The following is a 17,144-nucleotide window of genomic DNA, read 5'->3' on the forward strand; positions in this document are numbered from 1 at the left end:
GGATCTAAGGGGGCAATCGGCGAATTTTTGGTTTCTATCGGCGAATTGAAGCAGTTTATCGGCGGATTATATCAATCTATCGGCGAATCTTAAGTCTATTGGCGAATCTAAGCACTCTATTGGCGAATTTTAACGTTCAATTGGCGTTTTGAAGGGTTCTATTGGCGAATTACGCCTTCCTATTGGCGAATCATAATTTCCCACCCCCATCAGTTAAGCCCGACAAATAAAAAAAAGCAGCCTCCCATAAAGGAAAACTGCAAAAATACTAACGTGCAATCGGATAGAACTTCTTCCACTCGTTTAGGAAGGACTGGGTGGAAGAATTGGGATGTTCAAGGACCCGAGGGGTAGGTCCGGATTGCTTTACTTCGCCGCCAACGATAATTGCCAGCCGGTTTGTCAGATAATGAATTTCCATCAAATCATGGCTCACAAACACAGCAGTTGTCCCGGTTGTGGAAATAATCTCCTTAAAATCTTCCATGAGTTTGATTTTCGTAGGAAAATCTAATGCTGAAAATGGCTCATCAAGAAACAGGATTTCCGGCTCGACAATCATCGCTCGCGCCAAATTGACTCGTTGTGCCTCGCCGCCAGATAAATAGAGGGCATTTTTTTTCGCCAAATGACTAATCCCAAACAATTCCAGCCAGCGAGTAACTTTTTCCTTAATTTCACTTTTAGGAACCTTTCTTAACGTTAAACCAATTGCAATATTATAAAAAACAGTACCATCTAATAGTAACGACTGCTGCAGGGCAATTGAAAATTTCCGCCGCAACTCAAGAGGAGCGTTGCCAGAGGGAATTGTCTCACCGCGGTAAAGAATTTCACCACCCGAAGGCTTCTCCAAAAAAGCAATCAGCTTTAGCAAAGTGCTTTTTCCCGCACCGTTCGGGCCCATAATCCCCAGAAATTCGCCGCTTTCAATCTGAAATTCCGGAATGTTTAGGATGCTGCGGTTGCCCGCACGATAAGTGATATTTTTCATTTCAATTAACGGTGTCATGAGAAACGCCTCCTTTGCTGTAAAAAGGTTAACGCCGCTGTAATCATCAGGGCAAGGGATAACAGGATAAACGACAAAGCCAATGCAATATCGAAGTTACCTTTTGAAACCTCCATCACGATGGTGGTCGTTAGGATGCGGGTATCTCCCTGGATATTCCCGCCGACCATCATCGCGGCCCCCACCTCGGCAATGACACGGCCAAATCCCGCCATAATTGCAGCCACAATCGCAATTTTCGACTGCTTGACGAGAATCATTAATGTTTGCAACCTAGTAGCGCCAAGGGCCTTAATCTGTAGTAACATTTTTTCGTTAATTTGCTGGAAGGCTGAACTTGTCAAGCTTGTCACGATCGGCAATGAGACTAGTACTTGGGCCATCACAATGGCAGTCGGCGAATATAGAAGTCTCCACTCACCAAGCGGACCGGAACGCCATAAAAACATCGTTATCCACAGACCCGCAACAACCGGGGGCAGGCCCATGCCCATATTGATGAATAATAATAAAAACCGGCGTCCGCGGAATCGCGACAACCCAAGCAGGATCCCAAGCGGCAAACCAATGAGGGTGCTAATCAGAATGGCAATGAGACAAACTTTTAGAGTCAGCCATGTAATCGCAAAAACCTCGGGATTACCGGTAAATATCATCTCTATCGCTTTCTTCAGTCCATCGATTAGCAGTTCCATAAGTACCTCCTGGTGCCGGGAAGGCCGTCCAATTAAAGGGCGGCCTTCAGCTAAGTAAAATTTTATTCTGTATAGCTAATAAATAATGATTGTCCGTATTCTTTCTTGCCAAAGTTTTCAATGACTTCTTGAGTCTTCTTATCTACCATAAATTTAACAAACTTTTCTGCGTCTTTGCTGTTGACCATATTATGTTTTTCAGGATTAACCTGCATGACATGGTAAATGTTCATTAAATCTTGTCCGCCTTCAACGACGATTTTAAGCGTGTTTAGATTTTTCTCCTGGGCAAGCCATGTTGCGCGGTCTGTTAATACATAGCCTTTTTTCTCAGCCGCAACCTGAAGGGTTTGTCCCATTCCTTGACCAGTGGACACGTACCATTCTCCTTCTGGCTTGATCGTATCTGCCTGCCAGATGCTTAGTTCTTTTTTGTGTGTACCAGAGTCGTCACCGCGTGAAATGAAAACACCTTTCGTATCAGCAATCTTTTTGAAGGCTGCTTTAATGTCCTGGCCGCTAACATCGGCTGGGTTTTCCTTCGGCCCTACTAAAACAAAATCATTGTACATAACGCGTTTGTAGTTGATGGCATCGCCAGCGTCGACTACCGCTTTTTCGGCTGCGGGAGCGTGAACTAACAGGGCATCTGCTTCACCTTTTGTTCCCATTTCAAGGGCTTGTCCTGTACCAACGGCAATTGTTTTCACTTTTACGTTATTTTCTTTTTCAAACATTGGAATGATAACATCCAGCAGGCCGCTGTCCTGTGTGCTGGTAGTGGTTGCTAGAATCATTTCCGTTGGAGCTGGTTTCTCTGCTGCCTTCTTTTCTTTAGGAGCAGCATTTGTTTTCGTATCGGAATTGCCGCACGCTGATAAAATTAAAAGCATAAAAGCAAATAGAGTAATCAATAAACGATTTTTTCTCATAAAATTAGTTCCTCCGATGTAGTTGTTTGATAGATGATTTTTCCTAAATCTGAAACATCATAACCTTCGAGATTGGTTAAGCTGTTTTTGAAACTGTCTGATTGCAGAAAGCGAATGAGTTCCGCCAAGCTTTGTTTGTTCTCTTTTGTGAAGCGAAAAACAAGGTCGAAATTTTCCTTTGCAACCGGTACAAAATCAAGCCCTAACTGAATGGCAGCGGACTGAATGCCAAAGGCGACATCGACAATTCCCCGGCTTATGTAGGAGGCGGCAGATAGGTGGTTCCATTCTTCGTTCCCATAGCCAAAAATTTTACTAGGATCGATTCCATAGCTTGATAGTTTAGAATCTAGTAAAAATCGTGTTCCTGCCCCTTTTTGCCTGTTAATAAAATGCACGTCTTTTCTGGTCAGGTCGTGGAAATCCTGTATCCCTTTTGGATTCCCTTTGGCAACAATAAATCCTTGTTCTCGTGCAGCCAATCTCATCACCAAAATCGACTCATAAATAAATAACTGATGGATAAATGGCAGATTATATTCTTGTGATGTCGGGTCTAATAGATGGATGGCGGCAATATCAGATTGTCCACGATACAAGAGCATCAACCCTTCCAAACTTCCGATATAGGAAGGCTGGATTTGTAGGCTTAGGGCCCCCGCCGCCTGTTTGGAAAAATGCTCGACCAAAAAGTCGTGGCTGCCGGACAAACGAATTGGTACTGTATGATGGTAAACGGGTGAAGCCTGTTCTGCAGCCGGTTTCTTTGTTGGAGCTTTCATGTTTTCTTTATATCTTTCCAGTTCGGCATGTTCAATTCTCATTTTATTTCCTATTTTGAAGGCCTGGAGCTCTCCGCGTTTGATAAGCTCATAAACGGTGTGCTTGGAAATTTGAAAAATCTGGGCGACCTCATCGGGAGTATAGGCCTTTTCCTCCATAACAATCCCTCCTTTTGCCATTATTTTAAAAAAATCATATCATACTGAATGTGACTTTTGTTAAGTTTTGTAAGGTTTTATTAAGTTTTGTTTAGAAATGTCATGAATCGTTCATGGTTTTAATCAGAATTCATAATACGTTCACAAACTTCACCTATTGTTCAATAGTGAGGATATAAAGTTTGTTGTACTATTAATAGAAGGAGATTAATTTTTGAAAAAGGGAAGGGATTTGAATGTCCAAGCTTTTATATATAACCGCCAATCCGAAAATAGATTCAAAGCTTTCAAAGGGGGCACAGATCGGGGAAGTGTTTCTTGAAGAATTCAAGAAAATACAGCCAGATGTTGAAATTGAGCATATGCACCTTTACAGCATGGATATCCCGGAAATAGACATGGATTTATTATATGGCCGGGCTAAGCTTTCTTTTATGGGGTATACGAAGGACCAGTTGTCTGAAGACGAGCGGACGAAGCTTGAAAAAATGCATGCGCTGGCCGAGCGATTTATTGCGGCCGATTACTATGTGTTCGTGACGCCAATTTGGAATCTCGGCGCACCGCCGATTTTAAAATCGTTTATGGATTGTATGTTTCTTCACGGAAAAACCTTTACGAACACGGAAGCAGGTCCGAAAGGATTGCTGACAGGAAGGAAGGCACTTCATATCCAAACCCGCGGCGGCATTTATTCAACCGGCCCAATGGTCGAATTTGAAATGGGTGACCGCTATTTAAGAAAGGCGCTTGAATTCCTTGGCTTTGAATTAATGGACACCGTCTACGCAGAAGGGCTGGACCATTACCCAAAACAAATCCCGGAAATCATGGCAGCGGCAAAGGAAAAAGCGGCAGATGCGGCCAGAGAAATGGCGAAAGCAACTGTTACCATCTAAAAAACACGGCTCGCACCGGAATGCGAGCCGTGTTTTTTAGAATTTCCCGGTAAACTGAAAGAACAGGACGATTAATCCCAGCGCCCAAACGTACACTGCAAATGGCTTCAAGGAATGCTTTTTCAAATAGCCGATCATCCATCGGACCGCAATATAGCCGAAGAAGGCAGAAGAGACAATTCCGACGAGTAAGGCAGACAGTGAAATTTCCTCAGCGCTGCCGCCAAACAAATCCTTTGTTTGCAGAACAATCGCCCCGGCAATCGCCGGTGTTGACAACAGGAAGGAAAAATAGGCTGCTGTTTCCCGGTCCAATTTACGCCAAAGCGCCGCCACAATTGTCATTCCCGAACGCGAAATGGCCGGCATAATCGCTATCGCCTGGAACGTGCCGATGATAAAAGCATCCTTATAGCTGATGTCGTCCATCCTCTTATGGCCGTTTTTCGCCGAATCGGCCAGCCACAGGAATAAACCTGTAATTAAAAACTCCCAGCCAATCGTTACGCCTGTTTTAGAAATTTCATCAATATAATCTTTAAAGGCCAGTCCGAAGATCACTGCCGGAATCGTTCCGACAATAAGCAAAAACGTTAATTTACTAAACGGTTTCTTGAGGATTTTAATAAATTCATCCTTATAAAAGACGAACACAGCCAGCAATGTTCCAACATGCAGCATTGTATCAAGCAAAAGGCCTGCTTCCTGCAGTCCAAACAAATTTCTACCTAAATAAAGATGGCCGGTACTTGAAATCGGCAGAAATTCCGTCAGCCCTTGAATAATTCCGAGGATAAGTGCTTCAAGTTTTGTTAACATACATTCCCTCTCAGTTCATTTTTTTTTGGCTAAGCCTGTACATTCCATTCATATGCGTATTTTTACTTATTCATGAAAATCATCTGTGTTTTTACAGTTATGAAAAACAAATTATCTCCTAAAAGACAAAATAGGTGCAAAGGTACTGCATTCTCCCATAATATAAAAGTATAGCTTTCCTGAGAGGAGAATCGGGTTGGAAAATAAACATCTTTATTTTAATACTTCCATAGGGGTCAAAAAGCCGGAAAATTATCGTAATAAAGAGCAGGCTTGTCCATTTTGCGCCAGAGAAGAGCTTACCGACCTGATTGAGGTTGATGGTCCGATTATTCTCTTGAAAAATAAATATCCCGTATTGGAAAATGCCTATCAAACCGTGTTAATTGAAACGGACGATTGTCATGCGGAACTATCCACCTATTCAAAAGAGCATTTACATAGATTGATTAGGTTTGGATTGAAGCATTGGCTGGAAATGGAAGAAAGCGGAGGCTTTAAGTCGGTTATTTTTTTCAAAAATCATGGTCCGTTATCTGGAGGCACCCTGGCCCATCCGCATATGCAAATTATTGGACTGAATGATCTTGACTATAAAGAAAAAGTCGAGCCTGAAATGTTTGATGGCATTGTGATTGCTGAAGAAAATGGAGTCCGATTTACGCTTTCCACAAAGCCGCGTGTTGGTTTTTACGAGTTTAATATGGAAATGCCGGAGTTCGGCTATCAAGAGCGCTTTGCGGAATACATGCAAATGGCTGCCGATTATATTCTTCATCATTTTCCCTTTAAGGCGACGAGCTATAATATTTTCTTCCATCATCTTGATGGGAAAATTTACGCCAAGGTTGTACCTAGGTTTATAACGACGCCGCTCTATATTGGCTACGGTCTTCCACAGGTGCCGAACAATCTGAATTGGATGGCGGACGAGCTGAAGCGAATTTATTTTTAGAATATGTAAATTCACCCAAACACGGTTTGAAAGTTGTGATTTGTGTTCATTAAAAATATAATGGAGGAATGTACAAGTCTTTTTTTAAGGTGGGACTTCTTCGTGACTTCAAAGAACACAACCTCCAAGATTGATTACAGTCTTGTTTTGATAGTATTATTGTTGTTTTTGGCTAGCTGTGTGTCGATATATAGTGCGCAGGCGAGCGGTCAATATAAGGAAAACTTTCTGCTGAAGCAAATTGTCTGGTATGCGGTTGGCGGCGGGATTGTCGCGGCGGTGATGACGCTGGATTCCGATCAGCTCCGCAAATTAACCTGGTACGCTTACGGCTTCGGGATCTTTTTGCTCGGCTTTTTAATTGTTGCTCCGACCAGCATTGCTCCTTTGATCAACGGGGCGAAAAGCTGGTATAAGGTTCCTGGCATGGGTTCTTTGCAGCCTTCTGAGTTTGTAAAGATTTTTATCATTTTGGCACTGGCGCGGGTGATTGATGACCATCACCATAAAAATCCTGTCAAAACATTGCAGACCGATTTCTGGCTGTTGGTGAAGCTTGGTCTTGTGACGATGGTGCCGCTGCTCTTAGTGATGCAGCAGCCAGACTTAGGAACCTCGCTCGTATTTCTGGCCATTTTATTAGGGATGATCTTTATCTCGGGCATTTCTTGGAAACTGCTTGTGCCCATTTTCTCAGCCGGAATCGTGCTTGCATCAACAATTCTCTATTTTGTTTTATGGAAGCCTGATTTGCTGGAAAAATATCTAGGTGTTAAACAGTATCAGTTCGGCCGGATTTATTCATGGCTTGACCCTTATAATTTCCAAAGCTCAGCCGGTTATCAGCTAACCAAATCGTTAATGGCGATTGGCTCTGGGCAAACTGGAGGGAAAGGCTATGGCCACCGGGAAGTATATTTGCCGGAAAGCCATACTGACTTTATTTTCAGTGTTGTCGGCGAAGAATTCGGCTTTATTGGCGCAAGTGTGCTGATTAGTTTATTCTTTTTGCTTATTTACCATATTACAAAGGTCGGAATGGAAACAAAGAATCATTTTTATACCTATATTTGTGTTGGTGTCATCAGCATGATTACCTTCCATGTCTTCCAAAACATCGGCATGACCATCGGCGTCCTGCCAATCACCGGTATTCCGCTCCCGTTCATCAGTTACGGGGGAAGCGCGTTGATGGGGAACATGCTGGGGCTGGGATTGATTTTTTCCATTAGGTATCATTATAAAAAGTATATGTTTTCGACAACGGCATAACTGGTTTGAAAAAGAGCGACATGGTTCCGCTCTTTTTTTTCTGTCAATATGGGGGTTGGCGGATTATATTTGAAAATCGGCGGATATCCCCCTGAACTTGGCGAATAACTCCTATATTTCGGCGGATACCCTCTAAATATGTCTCCAAAGGAGAAAGAGCAGGGCTATTGTCTTGCCCTGCTCTTTCAATGTGAATTGTATATAGGAAGTTTTAAAAAAAACTATTTCTTAAGCATGATTTTTTCAAGATCATCGAGCATCAAGTTTGCCGCAATAACCCCGCCGGCAGTGTTCCAAACAGCATCGCTAACCTCATGGTCATTGCCGTTTTTAACAACATTTAAGTTTTTCCAAAGCGGGTCCGTTGTCCATTCCTTAGCAGTATTTAAAGCAGTCTGGTCGCCGTTAGGAGCGTAAGTGAAGTAGAAAAGAACGTCCGCGTCCATTTTCGGAATCACTTCCTTGCCAACTTCGACAGCCAGGTTGCCAAGTTTATTAGAAGGTGTAAATAGCTCTGCCTGCTGGGAAGCACGCTTAAATCCTAACTCGTTAAAAATCACCCCAGAGAAGGAATCTGTATAATAGATTCGGGATTTTCCAGCCATAAAGCGGACGACTGAAACCTCCTGATTTACTTTGTCACCGAGTTTTTCCTTTAATGATGCAACTTTATTATCGAAATCGCTTAACACCTTGTTGCCTTTTTCTTCTTGATTGACAGCTTTTGCATATAATTTAAAGTTTTCCTTCCAGTCTCCCCGTAATGTTTCTGAAAAAACCGTCGGAGCGATGGCGCTTAACTGGTTATAAACCGCTTCCTGACGCAGCTTGTTCCCGATAATTAAATCCGGCTTCAAAGCAGCGATTTTTTCAACATTAACTTCGCTTTCAGTTCCAACAACTTCTACGCCATTCATGTCTTTTTTAATATGATCATACCATGGGTCACCAAGCCATGATTGAACCGCGCCGGCTGGTTTAATGCCTAAAGCTAATAATGCTTCAGTTCCTTCGTTTGTCAAAACCACCACGCGTTTAGGTGTCCCCTTAATTGTTGTAGAGCCCATCGCATGATCAACTGTATACGACTTTTCAGCAGTTTTTCCAGTTTCTTTTTTCTCTGTTGATTTTTCTGTATTTCCGCCGCAAGCTGCTAATAAGAAAACAGCCATGACGGAAAAGAGAGTTAAAAATGATTTTAAAGCTTTCATAAAGGTATGTATCCTCCTTATTCAAATGTGAATGATAATCATTTTCAATTACATCCTAATCATAAAGTGCTTGCCGTTCAGCTGTCAACAGTTTTATTGAAAATGATTTTCAAAATCAATGACAATTTCATGAAGGCTGGCAGCATCATAATTGAAAACTATTATCAATTTAATTGACAATCATTATCAATTAGAGATAGACTAAAGTAGCGAGAGGATTTAACTAAGGATAAAGAGAGAAAGGTTTTTCAACATGCTTTTAAAAAGTTCTTCCTTAAAATTGGCCGGCTTATTGGCGGCTATTATTCTAATGCTGTTACTTATGTGTGCCAGTGTCATCTTCGGATATACAGACACGAATTTGCAGATGGCAATTGACGCTTTTACAAACAATAATGGCTCAAATGAGCATATCATCATTCAAATGGTCCGGCTGCCGCGGGCACTGATTGCTTCCGTAGTCGGAGCAAGCCTCGCCATTGCCGGAGTGCTAATGCAAACCTTAACGAAAAATCCGTTGGCATCACCAGGGATTTTGGGGATTAATGCGGGGGCAGGGTTCGCTGTAGTCGTCGCGATTACCTTATTCTCTATTGATAGTACTCAGGGATTTAATGCCTTAGCCTTTCTTGGAGCTGCGGTCGCGGCTATCAGCGTATATGTCATTGGCTCCGTAGGACACGGCGGCTTAACACCAATGAAACTCACATTAGCGGGTGCGGCAATGGCGGCTATGTTCTCGTCTTTTACGCAAGGCTTGCTTGTTTTGAACGATGCCCTTTTGGACCAGGTGCTGTTTTGGCTCGCTGGTTCGGTCTCAGGCCGCAAGCTCGAAACGCTTGTTTCAGTCTTGCCATACATAGGAGTAGGCTGGCTTGGTTCCCTCATGATTTCTGGAAAAATGAATATCCTTGCTATGGGGGAAGATGTAGCGAAAGGACTGGGGTTGAATACAGGGTTCATTAAAATTGCCATCGGGGTGCTAGTCATTTTATTAGCAGGAGGATCGGTTGCCGTGGCCGGACCGATCGGTTTTGTAGGGATTGTCGTTCCTCATATCACCAGGTCGATTGTAGGAATTGACCATCGCTGGGTCATTCCGATGGCCGGGGTTTTAGGTGCAATCCTATTATTGGCAGCCGATATTGCTGCTAGATATTTGTTAATGCCGTCAGAGGTTCCTGTCGGCGTGATGACTGCCATCATTGGAACTCCGTTCTTCATTTTCATTGCAAGAAAGGGGTTCAATGCACGATGAGCAAATATAAAAATTTCCGTCTGTTAAATGGCAGCTTTTCCGTTTTAATGGACCGAAAAGCTGGGATTATTTTTACCGTCCTGCTGATCATCACGTTTGCGGTTTTTGTCCTAAGTACGGGATCCGGGGAAATGAAAATTAATCCTCTGACAGTTTTAAAGGTTTTATTGGGCTCGGGGCCGGATATGGAGACGCTGGTGATCACCTCCTTCCGCCTGCCGCGCATTATTGTCGCCCTTATTGTCGGCATGTGTTTAGCGACTGCTGGCGGTATTTTGCAAGGGATGATCCGCAATCCGCTGGCCTCTCCTGATGTGCTGGGAATTACCGGCGGGGCGGCAGTTGCTGTTGTCGGCTTTTTAGCGATATTTAGCGACAAAAACCATTCGCTGACAGTAAGTATTGCCTGGTTACCGCTTGCCGCTTTTATTGGCGCTGGGGTTGTAGCATTTTTAGTTTATTTCCTTGCTTGGAAAAATGGAGTTTCACCGATTAGGCTTGTGTTAATAGGAAAGGAATCGGAATTTCCACCCTTATGCAGGCATTAACAACCCTCTTGATGGTGATGGGTCCCATTTATCAGGCGAGTCAGGCAAATATTTGGATTACCGGAACCGTCTATGGCTCCAATTGGAAAAACGTCGCCATTCTTGCCCCGTGGGCTGTGATTTTTTTGATTCTTGCCTTTGTGGCAGCGCGGACGCTAAATATCCAAGAGCTTGGCGATGACATAGCGACTGGCTTGGGTGAAAAGGTTCAGAAACATCGCTTTCTATTATTAATGATAAGCACGGCACTAATCGGAGGTTCCGTGGCATTTGCCGGCGGCATTGGCTTTGTCGGATTAATGGCACCGCATATGGCTCGCAGACTTGTCGGGTCGTCCTTTGGTGCGTTGCTGCCGGTTTCGGCTTTGCTTGGCGGAATCCTTGTGATGCTTGCAGACCTTATTGGCCGGACGATGTTTTCACCGTTGGAGGTGCCGGCTGGAGTATTTACAGCAGGAATCGGTGCCCCTTACTTTATTTACTTACTTTTTAAAACTAGAAATATTTAAATCTTGCTGAAGGAGCTGGCTTTATATGACGATTTCGATTGAAACAAAGGAGTTGTCCATATCCTACGGGGAAACTCTCATCATAAAGGAATTAGATTTAAAAATTCCAAAGGGTGAAATTACTGTCTTTATAGGTGCAAATGGATGCGGAAAATCAACTCTGCTTCGTTCAATTGCCCGTCTTCTAAAGCCGAAAAGCGGCTCTGTTCTTCTTGATGGTAAAGCAATCTCCAAATTATCGACAAAGGAGATTGCAAAAAAAATGGCCATTTTGCCACAGTCACCGACTGCACCTGAAGGCTTAACTGTCCTGCAGCTTGTTAAACAGGGACGATATCCACACCAAACTTGGCTGCGGCAGTGGTCGGAAGAGGATGAGAAAAAGGTAAACGATGCTCTTAAAGCAACACGGCTAGAGGATTTAAAGGACAGACCTGTGGATTCCCTTTCCGGCGGCCAAAGACAGCGGGCTTGGATTGCCATGACTCTGGCTCAGGATACGGAAATTATTTTACTAGATGAGCCGACAACGTATTTGGATATGACCCACCAAATCGAGATTCTTGATTTGCTTTTTGAATTAAATGAACAGAAAAAACGGACGGTGGTCATGGTGCTACACGATCTAAATCTTGCCTGCCGTTATGCCCATAATATTGTCGCCATCAAGAATCAAAATGTCTGCGCCCAGGGAAAGCCGGAGCATGTGATCAACTGCAGCCTGGTGAAAAACGTATTTGATATGGACTGCGAAGTAACAATGGACCCGTTGTTCGGGACGCCGCTTTGCATTCCTTATGGCAAGGGAAGATGTATTCTAGATAAGGCGGCCGCTGTCAATGGATAAACTACTTACGGAGAAGGAAATCACTGAATTAAGTAAATACAGGTTCAACGAAGAGCTTGACAGATTTTTTGAGGCTTCTAATGTTTTGGATGAAGCCTTTTTGAAAAAATTTATGGCGAATTTATCGAGTAGAATCGGCGCCCCCTCGGAAAAAGTAGCGGCCTCCATTTTTATCAAACGGTATGCATTTCTGGCGGTTATTGCGCTTTATGCAATGACAGCGTGGAGTAAGAAAATCAATGTTTCTTTGGATGGTGTGACAATGGAATCCGCCTCCGGGGAGGGTAATTGGCTACCGTCTTTTTCTTTCAAGGATATAACAGTCCAAGAGTGGAATGGTGCCGCAGCGCGTTCCGAATGGCGCAAACGTGTAATTAGGGATCTTTTTGCGAAAAATATTTACCCGATTATAGCTTTCTTTGAAAAGACATTTGGTATTTCGCGATTCATTTTATGGGAAAATATCGCAGTGTATGTATTTTGGGTGTACGAATCCGAGTTAACAGAACATGAGAATGCTTTAGAAGATTTTACATTTCTAATCTTTGAAGCAAATGGTTCTTTGTTTGGACGCTATAAACAGAACCCTTTGCAAAAATATTACGCTGAAAAAAGTTATCTGGAAGAATGGTCAGAAGAGGTGCGGATCAGAAAAACGTGCTGCTTTACATATAAGCTGGAAGGGAGCAGCAAACGCTGCAAAACCTGTCCGTGCAATCTAAATGCCAGGAATGGGAGGTGTCAGGATGGAGAAGGATTTTGCTCAGCAATTCGAGGCCTTGCTTGAAAAATACAGTGAGCTGTTGGTTGGCCAAACAGATGAAGCAACAAAGGAAAAAGTAAAGGCATGGGCGTTGTACTCCCATATTGCCAAGTCAATGCCCGCACTAATTGGCCATTGGAGTTCGCTTTATCCGGAGGCGCGTGCCGAGATGAAGGAAATTATTAACGATATTAAAGTCTTAAATGAGCAGCATCGGAAATCGAATCAATAGTAATTTTGCAATTCGCCAATAGAAGTCTGTGATTCGCCAATAGAACGCTCAAATTCGCCAATAGCACTCAAAAATTCGCCAATAGAAATTCCAAAAGAGCATTTTTAATGCAAATTTCATCAAAGAAGGTGCTCCAAGTTTAATTCAGGAGCACCTTCTTTTAAAAATTATCGTTTAAATTGACTATTCTGGCTGTTTTGCTTGTCCACTCCGCTTGCTTCGCGGCCTGGTCCGGCATTTCCTTGCACACTCGCTGCGCTGACGCCTGCCTTAGACGGATTTTTTTTCATTTTCGCCATCATTTATCACCTCAAAACATAGGATGCCCAGCGCCCAAAATATATATTGAAGTGAGAAGAAGAATCATTATTCAAAAAAATTTCAATTTTCCACGTTTACCGATTGCACAATTTTTTGAAATATCTTATAGTAATTAGTAGAAAAACTCATTCAGGTGTTTGAAATTTTTTTTACCCAAAAAATGAATGAGGATTCATTCAAAGTTTGAAGGGGGAGACAATGTTGAACCAATTAATCAAAAAAGCAGCCGTTTTAGGATCCGGAGTGATGGGATCAGGTATTGCGGCACATCTGGCAAACATCGGTATTCCAACACTATTATTGGATATCGTGCCACGTGAACTGACAAAAGAAGAAGCAGCCAAAGGACTTACATTAGAAGATAAACAGGTACGTAACCGCATCGCAGCCACAAACATTCAAAAATTACTTAAGCAAAAGCCAGCGCCACTTTCAGCTAAAAAGAATATCGCGCTAATCGAAGCAGGTAACCTGGAGGATGACCTAGAGAAACTGAAAGATGTAGACTGGGTGATCGAAGTAGTCGTTGAAAACCTCAATGTTAAGAAGCAAGTTTTTGAAAAAGTTGACCAATATCGCAAACCAGGCAGCATCATTAGTTCTAATACTTCCGGTATTTCTGTTGAAGCGATGGTGGAAGGCCGTTCAGAGGATTTCCAAAAGCACTTCCTTGGAACACACTTTTTCAACCCACCGCGCTACCTGAAATTATTAGAGATTATCCCTACACAATATACTGATGCAGAAGTGCTTTTATTCATGAAAACATTTGGCGAGGATGTATTAGGTAAAGGTGTTGTAGTAGCGAAGGATACACCAAACTTTATCGCCAACCGCATCGGAACTTACGGCCTGCTCGTAACTGTCCGCGAAATGTTAAAGGGCGGGTACAGTGTCGGTGAAGTTGATTCCCTCACGGGTCCACTAATTGGTCGTGCAAAAAGTGCTACCTTCCGAACTCTTGATGTAGTTGGACTTGATACTTTCTATCACGTTGCTGGAAACGTGTACGAAAAAGTCGAAGGCCATGAGAAGGAAGTTTTTGAAGTACCTGCTTTCCTTAAGCAAATGATTGAAAACGGCTGGTTAGGAAGCAAGTCTGGGCAAGGTTTCTTCAAGAAACAGGGTAAAGAAATTCTTGAATTGGATCCACATACACTTGAATACGGACCGCGCAAAAAACTGTCCACTCCTTCCATGGAGTTGGCGAAACAGGAAAAAGGCACTGGCAACAAATTGAAAGCGCTTGTTTATGCAAATGACCGTGCAGGACAATTCTTGTGGAATACCAACTCTCAAAACTTAGTTTATTCGGCTATGCTTTTAGGAGAAATTGCAGATGATATCGTGTCCATCGACCGGGCCATGAAATGGGGCTTTGGCTGGGAGCACGGACCGTTCGAAGCATGGGATGCAATCGGTGTTGAAAAATCAGTAGCGAAGATGAAGGAACAAGGCATGGAAATCCCTGCATGGGTAACCGAAATGCTTGAAAAAGGCTTCACCACCTTCTATAAAGAAGAAAACAACGAGCTTTACTACTACGATAAAGGTGAATACAAGCTTGTTGAGTTCAATCCAAAGGTGATTGACCTTAAGAAAATTAAGAAGCAAAAAGGCGTTATTAAGAAAAACAGCGGTGCAAGCTTAATCGATATCGGTGATGGTGTAGCACTCTTAGAGTTCCATTCACCAAACAATGCACTCGGTATGGACTCAATCCAAATGATCAACTTTGCTATTGATGAAGTGGAGAAAAACTACAAGGGCCTTGTCATCGGTAACCAAGGCAAGAACTTCTGTGTAGGTGCAAACCTGGCGATGATGCTGATGGAAGCCCAGGATGACAACTATTGGGAACTCGACATGGTAGTTCGTCAGCTTCACAAAGCATTATTAAAAGTAAAATACAGCGCCAAACCGGTTGTCGCAGCACCATTTGGCATGACACTTGGCGGCGGTGCTGAGGTTTGCTTGCCATCTGCACATATTCAAGCTTCTGCTGAAACGTATATGGGTCTTGTTGAAGTCGGTGTCGGTCTACTGCCTGGCGGAGGCGGAAACAAAGAACTTTACATTAAGCACTTGGAAAACATTCCAAACGGCGTACAATTTGACCTGCAGCAGGTTGCCAATAAAGTTTTTGAAGCAATTGCCACTGCGAAGGTTTCCACTTCAGGTGAAGAAGCACGCGAAAATAACTTCTTAAGCAAAGCCGACGGCATCAGCGTCAACGGCGACCATCTCTTATACGATGCGAAGCAGGCTGTTCTTGCACTGCATGAGAAAGGCTACAAAGCACGCGTGAAGAAAAAGGTTCCAGTTGTTGGTGAAACTGGTTATGCCACGCTTTTACTTGGCGCAGAAGCGATGAAGCTATCTGGCTATATTTCCGAGCATGATCTAAAAATTGCGAAGAAAATAGCCTACGTTATTGCCGGCGGTAAAGTACCATATGGTACTGAGGTCGACGAGGAATATCTATTAGACCTTGAAAGAGAAGCTTTCTTAAGCTTAATCAAAGAACCGAAAACACAGAAGCGCATGCAGCACATGCTTGTGAAAGGGAAGCCGTTAAGAAACTAGAAAACGAGCTCTAAGCATTAAAAATTATGAGACAGCCAGGGGCCCTCGCCCTTGGCAGACATATAGATTCGTATATTCCAAGAATGGAAGAAAGAGAGGGAACTTGCATGAGAGAAGCGGTAATCGTTGCCGGCGCAAGAACACCGGTCGGCAAATCGAAAAAAGGAACGCTTGCCCAAGTTCGTCCTGATGATTTGGGGGCATTAGTCGTAAAAGAAACATTAAAGCGTGCCGGAAATTATGACGGTAATATCGATGATTTAGTGATTGGCTGCGCGACGCCTGAGGCAGAGCAGGGCATGAACGTGGCAAGAAATATTGGGGCATTGGCAGGACTTCCGCACACGGTTCCAGCCATCACTGTCAATCGTTTCTGTTCATCCGGTTTGCAGGCCGTTGCGTATGCGGCACAATCCATTATGCTTGGGCACATCGACACAGCCATCGCTGGCGGAGTAGAGTCAATGAGCTTGCTGCCAATGGGCGGACACGTGATCCGGCCAAACGCAAAACTAGTCGAAAGCGCACCGGAATATTACATGGGAATGGGTCATACAGCTGAAGAGGTAGCGAAAAAATACGGCATTACCCGTGAAGAGCAGGACGCTTTTGCAGTAAGAAGCCATCAACGCGCTTTCAAAGCCATCCAGGAAGGCAAATTTGTTGATGAAATCGTTCCAGTTGATGTTACTTTCCGCTCTGTCGGCAAAGACAATAAACTGGTTGAAAAAACAATCAAGTTTTCTCAAGACGAAGGTGTTCGTCCGGAAACAAATCTTGAAACATTGGCAAAGCTTCGTCCTGCATTCTCGGTAACAGGTTCAGTAACTGCTGGTAACGCATCACAAACAAGTGATGGTGCGGCTGCAGTAATGATTATGGATCGTGAAAAAGCAGAAGCGCTTGGCCTTAAGCCATTGGCAAGATTCCGCTCCTTCGCTGTCGGCGGCGTTCCGCCGGAAATCATGGGTGTCGGTCCGGTTGTTGCCGTTCCAAAGGCTCTTAAGCTTGCTGGCCTTGAAGTCTCCGATATCAACCTGTTTGAATTAAACGAAGCATTTGCTTCCCAGTCCATTCAGGTTATCCGTGAGCTTGGCCTTGATGAAGAGAAAGTGAATGTAAACGGCGGTGCGATTGCATTAGGTCACCCGCTTGGCTGTACAGGTGCAAAATTAACCTTAACGCTAATCAATGAACTAAGACGCAGACAGGAACAATTCGGTGTCGTTACCATGTGTATCGGCGGCGGAATGGGTGCTGCAGGCGTATTTGAATTACTTTAAATTTTTTTGGCGGCCCTGCCCTCGAGCGAGTCGCCCCCACCCTACCAATTTAAATTAGGAG

General features: G+C 43.5%; 16 protein-coding genes and 1 pseudogene. 10 read left to right on the top strand and 7 right to left on the bottom strand.

The genetic code is table 11. From position 1 onward, the window contains the following. Positions 1-268: 268 nt before the first annotated feature. From KHA99_RS12730 to KHA99_RS12745, 4 genes are all read right to left on the bottom strand, one after another. The gene (locus KHA99_RS12730) at positions 269-1,012 is read right to left on the bottom strand and encodes an ABC transporter ATP-binding protein (protein WP_213117806.1); all 744 of its coding nucleotides are present in this window, start codon (positions 1,010-1,012) and stop codon (positions 269-271) included. Beyond that, positions 1,009-1,707: an ABC transporter permease gene (locus KHA99_RS12735; protein WP_213117807.1), complete on the bottom strand. Its 699-nt coding sequence runs from the start codon at positions 1,705-1,707 to the stop codon at positions 1,009-1,011. Before KHA99_RS12735 ends, KHA99_RS12730 begins: the two co-directional genes overlap by 4 nt. A gap of 62 nt (positions 1,708-1,769) precedes the next feature. Beyond that, complete coding sequence (locus KHA99_RS12740) at positions 1,770-2,639, bottom strand: ABC transporter substrate-binding protein (RefSeq protein WP_213117808.1); 870 nt, start codon at positions 2,637-2,639, stop codon at positions 1,770-1,772. Continuing rightward, complete coding sequence (locus tag KHA99_RS12745) at positions 2,636-3,580, bottom strand: helix-turn-helix transcriptional regulator (RefSeq protein WP_213117809.1); 945 nt, start codon at positions 3,578-3,580, stop codon at positions 2,636-2,638. The genes KHA99_RS12740 and KHA99_RS12745 overlap by 4 nt, the downstream gene beginning before the upstream one ends. Positions 3,581-3,816: 236 nt before the next feature. Between KHA99_RS12745 and KHA99_RS12750 the strand changes: the two genes are divergently transcribed. Next, positions 3,817-4,479: an FMN-dependent NADH-azoreductase gene (locus KHA99_RS12750; protein ID WP_213117810.1), complete on the top strand. Its 663-nt coding sequence runs from the start codon at positions 3,817-3,819 to the stop codon at positions 4,477-4,479. Between the two features lie 36 nt (positions 4,480-4,515). On the opposite strand, the gene KHA99_RS12755 is transcribed toward KHA99_RS12750, so the two are convergent. Further along, on the bottom strand, positions 4,516-5,298 hold the full coding sequence (locus tag KHA99_RS12755) for an undecaprenyl-diphosphate phosphatase (protein ID WP_213117811.1): 783 nt from the start codon (positions 5,296-5,298) through the stop codon (positions 4,516-4,518). A 196-nt stretch (positions 5,299-5,494) separates the two neighbouring features. Here KHA99_RS12755 and KHA99_RS12760 point away from each other — a divergent pair, with 196 nt between their 5' ends. Together KHA99_RS12760 and rodA are read left to right on the top strand one after the other, a co-directional pair. After that, complete coding sequence (locus KHA99_RS12760) at positions 5,495-6,253, top strand: DUF4931 domain-containing protein (RefSeq protein ID WP_213117812.1); 759 nt, start codon at positions 5,495-5,497, stop codon at positions 6,251-6,253. A 102-nt stretch (positions 6,254-6,355) separates the two neighbouring features. Further along, entirely contained in the window at positions 6,356-7,525 is a 1,170-nt protein-coding gene (gene rodA / locus KHA99_RS12765; protein ID WP_284036269.1) for a rod shape-determining protein RodA, read from the top strand. A 221-nt stretch (positions 7,526-7,746) separates the two neighbouring features. Here rodA and KHA99_RS12770 read toward each other — a convergent pair whose 3' ends face one another. Next, a complete protein-coding gene (locus KHA99_RS12770; RefSeq protein ID WP_213117813.1) occupies positions 7,747-8,736 on the bottom strand; it encodes an ABC transporter substrate-binding protein in 990 nt (329 codons plus the stop codon). A gap of 253 nt (positions 8,737-8,989) precedes the next feature. Here KHA99_RS12770 and KHA99_RS12775 point away from each other — a divergent pair, with 253 nt between their 5' ends. The 5 genes and pseudogenes from KHA99_RS12775 (at position 8,990) to KHA99_RS12795 (ending at position 12,893) form a co-directional block, all read left to right on the top strand. Beyond that, positions 8,990-9,994, top strand: coding sequence for a FecCD family ABC transporter permease (locus KHA99_RS12775; protein ID WP_213117814.1), 1,005 nt, complete (start codon positions 8,990-8,992; stop codon positions 9,992-9,994). After that, a pseudogene (locus tag KHA99_RS12780) lies at positions 9,991-11,051 on the top strand (FecCD family ABC transporter permease). Before KHA99_RS12775 ends, KHA99_RS12780 begins: the two are co-directional and overlap by 4 nt. 25 nt (positions 11,052-11,076) lie before the next feature. Further along, positions 11,077-11,898 (top strand): ABC transporter ATP-binding protein, encoded by an 822-nt coding sequence (locus KHA99_RS12785; RefSeq protein WP_213117815.1) that lies wholly within the window; start codon positions 11,077-11,079, stop codon positions 11,896-11,898. Next, a complete protein-coding gene (locus KHA99_RS12790; protein WP_213117816.1) occupies positions 11,891-12,685 on the top strand; it encodes an IucA/IucC family C-terminal-domain containing protein in 795 nt (264 codons plus the stop codon). Before KHA99_RS12785 ends, KHA99_RS12790 begins: the two co-directional genes overlap by 8 nt. Further along, a complete protein-coding gene (locus KHA99_RS12795; protein WP_213117817.1) occupies positions 12,645-12,893 on the top strand; it encodes a DUF2573 family protein in 249 nt (82 codons plus the stop codon). Before KHA99_RS12790 ends, KHA99_RS12795 begins: the two co-directional genes overlap by 41 nt. Before the next feature lie 167 nt (positions 12,894-13,060). Here KHA99_RS12795 and KHA99_RS12800 read toward each other — a convergent pair whose 3' ends face one another. Next, a complete protein-coding gene (locus tag KHA99_RS12800; protein WP_213117818.1) occupies positions 13,061-13,192 on the bottom strand; it encodes a YuzL family protein in 132 nt (43 codons plus the stop codon). A gap of 220 nt (positions 13,193-13,412) precedes the next feature. Between KHA99_RS12800 and KHA99_RS12805 the strand changes: the two genes are divergently transcribed. After that, a complete protein-coding gene (locus tag KHA99_RS12805) occupies positions 13,413-15,800 on the top strand; it encodes a 3-hydroxyacyl-CoA dehydrogenase/enoyl-CoA hydratase family protein (RefSeq protein ID WP_213117819.1) in 2,388 nt (795 codons plus the stop codon). Between the two features lie 107 nt (positions 15,801-15,907). Continuing rightward, positions 15,908-17,083, top strand: coding sequence for an acetyl-CoA C-acetyltransferase (locus KHA99_RS12810; protein ID WP_213117820.1), 1,176 nt, complete (start codon positions 15,908-15,910; stop codon positions 17,081-17,083). Positions 17,084-17,144: the final 61 nt, after the last annotated feature.

The organism is Neobacillus rhizophilus, assembly GCF_018343535.1.
Taxonomy (GTDB): domain Bacteria; phylum Bacillota; class Bacilli; order Bacillales; family Cytobacillaceae; genus Neobacillus; species Neobacillus rhizophilus.

What these genes read in the sequence shown, in the direction of transcription:
- KHA99_RS12730 (WP_213117806.1), bottom strand. Translation starts at nt 1,012, where the DNA reads ATGACACCGTTAATTGAAATGAAAAATATCACTTATCGTGCGGGCAAC.
- KHA99_RS12735 (WP_213117807.1), bottom strand. Translation starts at nt 1,707, where the DNA reads ATGGAACTGCTAATCGATGGACTGAAGAAAGCGATAGAGATGATATTT.
- KHA99_RS12740 (WP_213117808.1), bottom strand. Translation starts at nt 2,639, where the DNA reads ATGAGAAAAAATCGTTTATTGATTACTCTATTTGCTTTTATGCTTTTA.
- KHA99_RS12745 (WP_213117809.1), bottom strand. Translation starts at nt 3,580, where the DNA reads ATGGAGGAAAAGGCCTATACTCCCGATGAGGTCGCCCAGATTTTTCAA.
- KHA99_RS12750 (WP_213117810.1), top strand. Translation starts at nt 3,817, where the DNA reads ATGTCCAAGCTTTTATATATAACCGCCAATCCGAAAATAGATTCAAAG.
- KHA99_RS12755 (WP_213117811.1), bottom strand. Translation starts at nt 5,298, where the DNA reads ATGTTAACAAAACTTGAAGCACTTATCCTCGGAATTATTCAAGGGCTG.
- KHA99_RS12770 (WP_213117813.1), bottom strand. Translation starts at nt 8,736, where the DNA reads ATGAAAGCTTTAAAATCATTTTTAACTCTCTTTTCCGTCATGGCTGTT.
- KHA99_RS12775 (WP_213117814.1), top strand. Translation starts at nt 8,990, where the DNA reads ATGCTTTTAAAAAGTTCTTCCTTAAAATTGGCCGGCTTATTGGCGGCT.
- KHA99_RS12785 (WP_213117815.1), top strand. Translation starts at nt 11,077, where the DNA reads ATGACGATTTCGATTGAAACAAAGGAGTTGTCCATATCCTACGGGGAA.
- KHA99_RS12790 (WP_213117816.1), top strand. Translation starts at nt 11,891, where the DNA reads ATGGATAAACTACTTACGGAGAAGGAAATCACTGAATTAAGTAAATAC.
- KHA99_RS12795 (WP_213117817.1), top strand. Translation starts at nt 12,645, where the DNA reads ATGGAGAAGGATTTTGCTCAGCAATTCGAGGCCTTGCTTGAAAAATAC.
- KHA99_RS12800 (WP_213117818.1), bottom strand. Translation starts at nt 13,192, where the DNA reads ATGGCGAAAATGAAAAAAAATCCGTCTAAGGCAGGCGTCAGCGCAGCG.
- KHA99_RS12805 (WP_213117819.1), top strand. Translation starts at nt 13,413, where the DNA reads ATGTTGAACCAATTAATCAAAAAAGCAGCCGTTTTAGGATCCGGAGTG.
- KHA99_RS12810 (WP_213117820.1), top strand. Translation starts at nt 15,908, where the DNA reads ATGAGAGAAGCGGTAATCGTTGCCGGCGCAAGAACACCGGTCGGCAAA.